The following is a 3712-nucleotide window of genomic DNA, read 5'->3' as shown; positions in this document are numbered from 1 at the left end:
TATCTACTTGCTTCAGCAGGGAAAACTGGTAGAGTTGAAAGAGGGGATCCTCTATCGGAAAGAGGATTTTGAGGAGATTACTCAAAAGATCAAAGAGTTCATTTCCGCAAACGGACCTTCGACCGTGAGCCAGATAAGAGAACACCTGAATATCACCCGCAAATATGCTGTCCCGATCTTGGAAAAATTGGATGAGTCAGGGGTTACCCGGAGAGAAGGGGATAAGAGGGTGCTGGGGAAAGAAAAAGGTGATAGGTCGTAGGTAATAGATGATAGGTGATAGGCTGTCATTGCGAGTCCCCGTAAGGGACGAAGCCCATCTGGGCTTCGTCGTCCCGCCGTTGGCGGGACTCCTCGCAATGGCCGAGGATTACAAGTTATAAGGTTACAGGTGGAAGGTTGTAGGTAATAGGGCATAGGAAAAAAAAGATGCTCTCCGAGGGATGTTATCATCCCGAGGGGAAATACTGGTAAAAAGAAATCCTTTATGGGCAAGTGGTTATTCACAGCAGATGAAACGGATTAAGCTGATAAACATGGGTGATATCCGCTTAATCCAATTAATCAGCTGTGAGGTAGGAAGGAATGTGATTATAAGACCGCTTCTCAGGTATAAATACTATGTATATGAGGGGCATAGCGCGCCGTGCCCCTACATATTTCAAGAGGGAGAAACAATTTTTTGTTGCTTTTTTCAAAGATTTAGATATTTTAAGCTCAGTCATTATTTTTTCCAGAGGGATTTTTATGAAAAAAAGAGCCGTTGTATACCTATTAATTATTTTGTTCTCTTTTGCCGGCTTACTTTTCTCCGCCAGTAAAAGGATAGACCTGGTTAATATCGACGGGGCGATTGGTCCAATCACTGCCAGAATCATCACCAATGCAATTAAATCAGCATCAGATGATGGTTCGGAGGCCTTAGTAATAGAATTGAATACCCCGGGAGGTCTGGATGAATCGATGCGCCAGATAACCAGGGATATTTTAAACGCCGAGGTGCCAGTGGTAATCTATGTGGCTCCATCCGGATCCAGGGCTGCCTCAGCCGGGGTTTTTATAACTTTAGCCGCCCATATTGCGGCTATGGCTCCTGGAACAAATATTGGAGCGGCTCATCCGGTCAGCATTGGCGGGCAGATAGATTCGACTATGCAGGAGAAGGTTACCAATGATGCGGTTGCCTATATTAAAAGTATTGCCACCAAAAGAGGCAGAAATGCCAACTGGGCAGAGCAATCTGTTCGCAAGAGCGTGTCCATAACCGAATATGAGGCATTGAAAGACAGCGTAATCGACCTGGTAGCCAATAATGTCAGGGATCTGCTGGATAAAATCGATGGAAGAAAAGTCGAATTGCCCTCAGGCGAGAAGGTGCTGAATACTAAAAATGCGCTGGTTCAAAAGATAAACATCGGCTGGTGGGATAACATCCTGCAGATTATAGCCAACCCGACTATTGCTTATATTCTTTTCACTTTGGCGATGTGGGGGCTTTTCTTTGAGCTTTCCAATCCGGGTTCGATTCTGCCTGGAGTAGTTGGTGGAATCTGCCTGATCCTGGCGATTTTTGCTTTCCAGGCACTACCGATCAATTACGCCGGCATACTACTGATGATCCTCGCAATAATCCTTTTTATCGCCGAGGTGAAGGTGGTGAGCCACGGGCTTTTAACCATAGGAGGTATAATCTCTATGATTTTAGGTTCTCTGATGCTGATAAATTCGCCTGAACCTTATATGCGTGTTTCACTGGTGGTAGTTGTGACCGTGACTCTGGGGACTGCTCTATTTTTCATCTTCGCCATCGGAATGGGGTTAAAAGCTCAGATGAAGAAGGTGACTACTGGGGATAAGGGTATGATCGGGAAAATCGGTCAAGCCAGGACAGAGCTCAAGCCTGAGGGATACGTTTTCGTTCGAGGTGAGCTATGGAAAGCAGAATGTGACCCGCAGAGCGGCGGCGTAGAAAAAGGGGAGAAGGTGAAAGTTATAGGGATAGAAAACTTAGTACTAAAAGTAACCAAAACATGAAGTTTAGAAGTTTAAACTTTTAAACTTTTAAACCTTTTAAACTTTAAAGGAGGAGCTATGGCAGGTGCAGGAATTTTGACCCTGATCATCATCGCGCTTTTCATCTTAGCCAATGCTATCAGGATCTTAAGAGAGTACGAAAGAGGGATAATTTTCAGATTGGGAAGATTGATGGGCACCAGAGGTCCAGGTCTGATCTTGCTGATACCGATAGTTGACCGGATGGTTAAGGTCAGTTTGAGAGTGGTGACTATGGATGTGCCACCTCAGGATGTAATCACCCGGGATAATGTGACGGTTAAGGTTAATGCAGTAATCTATTTTCGGGTGATAGACGCCAGCAAAGCTATTGTGGAGGTGGAAGATTTCCTTTATGCTACCTCGATGATCTCCCAGACTACTTTAAGGAGTGTTTTAGGACAGGTGGAGTTAGATGACCTCTTATCTGGCCGGGAGAAGATTAATCAACAATTGCAAAAGATAATCGATGAACAGACCGAGCCCTGGGGGATTAAAGTTTCAGTGGTAGAGGTGAAGAACGTTGATCTGCCTCAGGAGATGCAGAGGGCAATTGCCAGACAGGCAGAGGCGGAAAGGGAGAGAAGGGCTAAGATTATTCATGCTGAAGGTGAATACCAGGCCGCGGAGAAATTAGCCCTGGCCGCCGGTATAATCGGCAAAACTCCGACTGGCATACAGCTGAGATTTCTGCAGACTTTAACTGAGATAGCAACAGAAAAGAACTCCACTATCCTTTTCCCGGTGCCGATTGACCTTTTCACTCCCTTTATAAAGAAACTGCAAGAAGGTACGGAGAAGAAAGAGTAGATTCGAGTAAGACGTAAGATGTGAGATGAATTAAACAGAAGCTCAGAGAGGTTGGGGCAGGAGTTGAACTCCTGCCCTAACTTTCGGAGGAGTAAGAGCTCGATTCCTTCGTCAGTTTTCGTATATCTTCGTAGTGCAACCCTCTTGGGTTAAATAGATGCGTCGGGCATAAAACCCGACGCTACTATTTAACCGATTTCAAAAAAGGAGCAAGGATGAAGAGGCTTGTCTGGACAATTACAGTCTTTCTTATGGGATTTGGTATTTTTCTCACCGACGCTCAGGCAAAACTGCCAGGTGAGGAAAACCTTATTCAGAAGATAAAAGAGGTCTTGACTCCTGCAATTTCAGCTCCGAAAAACTTACCGCAGGATTTTCATCCGGTCTGTGCCACCCCGGCTTTTGTCTGGATTACCGGACACAGAAATGAGCTAAGCCCTGAGGCGCAAAAAGAGCTTTCTCTAATCATGCCTGCTCGACCCTCCTACTCTACCACAGAAAAAACTTACAATACCCCAGGAGGACATTTCAAAATTCATTATGTTACCTCGACTGTAGATTCGGTTTATCAATCGCATGTGGTTGATTCCTCAGGTGTTCCGCTTTATGTTATTTTCATAGGAGGAATCGCAGATTCTGTGTGGACTAAGGAGGTTGACAGTCTGGGATATACTGCTCCTCCAAGTGATCTTCTTTTTTCGGGTAATGGTGGAGATGGAAGATACGACATCTACTTGAAATCGATGAATTACGGTTATTTAGGGTATTCGCAGCCGGAATGGTATGCTCCCCCGGATTATATTGGGGCTACCAGTTTTATAGTGCTGAGAAACGACTACAGTCTTTATGG

4 protein-coding genes are annotated in these 3712 nt (G+C 45.0%); all 4 read left to right on the top strand.

Going from position 1 to position 3712, the window contains the following annotated elements:
• The coding region (locus MUP17_11310; protein ID MCJ7459569.1) for a SelB C-terminal domain-containing protein at nt 1–262 on the top strand (262 nt) is incomplete at its 5' end.
• Nucleotides 263–747: 485 nt separating this feature from the next.
• The gene (locus MUP17_11305) at nt 748–2034 is read left to right on the top strand and encodes a nodulation protein NfeD (protein ID MCJ7459568.1); all 1287 of its coding nucleotides are present in this window, start codon (nt 748–750) and stop codon (nt 2032–2034) included.
• A gap of 57 nt (nt 2035–2091) precedes the next feature.
• A complete protein-coding gene (locus MUP17_11300) occupies nt 2092–2862 on the top strand; it encodes a slipin family protein (GenBank protein MCJ7459567.1) in 771 nt (256 codons plus the stop codon).
• A gap of 215 nt (nt 2863–3077) precedes the next feature.
• On the top strand, nt 3078–3712 hold a 635-nt coding region (locus MUP17_11295; protein ID MCJ7459566.1), incomplete at its 3' end, for a hypothetical protein.

The organism is Candidatus Zixiibacteriota bacterium (genome assembly GCA_022865345.1).
In the GTDB taxonomy this organism is placed as follows: domain Bacteria; phylum Zixibacteria; class MSB-5A5; order MSB-5A5; family RBG-16-43-9; genus RBG-16-43-9.
Note: the sequence above shows the minus strand (reverse complement) of the source record. Positions and strands in the feature narration are given on the sequence as shown.

What these genes read in the sequence shown, in the direction of transcription:
- MUP17_11300 (MCJ7459567.1), top strand. Translation starts at nt 2,092, where the DNA reads ATGGCAGGTGCAGGAATTTTGACCCTGATCATCATCGCGCTTTTCATC.
- MUP17_11305 (MCJ7459568.1), top strand. Translation starts at nt 748, where the DNA reads ATGAAAAAAAGAGCCGTTGTATACCTATTAATTATTTTGTTCTCTTTT.